The sequence below is a fragment of the Vibrio sp. Y176 genome (genome assembly GCF_033438945.1).
On sequence record NZ_JAWOQS010001041.1, the window covers coordinates 1 to 544 of the forward strand.

The 544-nt window shown below is 46.5% G+C and carries 1 protein-coding gene; it reads right to left on the reverse strand.

The genetic code is table 11. The features are described 5' to 3' along the window. Positions 1-544 (reverse strand): ATP-binding cassette domain-containing protein (locus R7O13_RS30095; protein WP_318305620.1); only part of this gene is annotated, 544 nt, incomplete at both ends.

The following is a 544-nucleotide window of genomic DNA, read 5'->3' on the forward strand; positions in this document are numbered from 1 at the left end:
GCATGCTGATGTTCGGGCTAACCTGAACCACAGAGTTAGATTCGACATCATCGAGGTTCGATGATTCGCTCACCCACTTCATCAGCGACTGTTCAGAGTCCGACAAACTCAGCCCTTTCGACTCTTGCGTCACCCAAATTTCTTTATCAGGGCAAATAAGTACACGCTCTTCTTCACGTACCAGAGCATCACTCGACTTCATTAGAGAACGTCCTTTAAGCACATTCAGAGGATTCGTGTGTGCAACGAAGTCCGCCACATAATCGGTTTCTGGTGCCAGAATGATCTGCTCTGGCTTACCATGCTGAATGAGTTTACCCGATTCCATAATGGCAATGTTGTTACCAATTTTAAGCGCTTCATCTAAATCATGACTCACGAACAAAATGGTTTTATTGAGCTTTTCTTGCAGCAGAATCAGTTCATCTTGCAGCTGCGCTCGGATCAGTGGGTCAAGTGCTGAAAACGGTTCATCCATGAGGAGAATATCTGTATCCATCGCAAACGCACGAGCCAAGCCTACACGCTGCTGCATACCACCAGA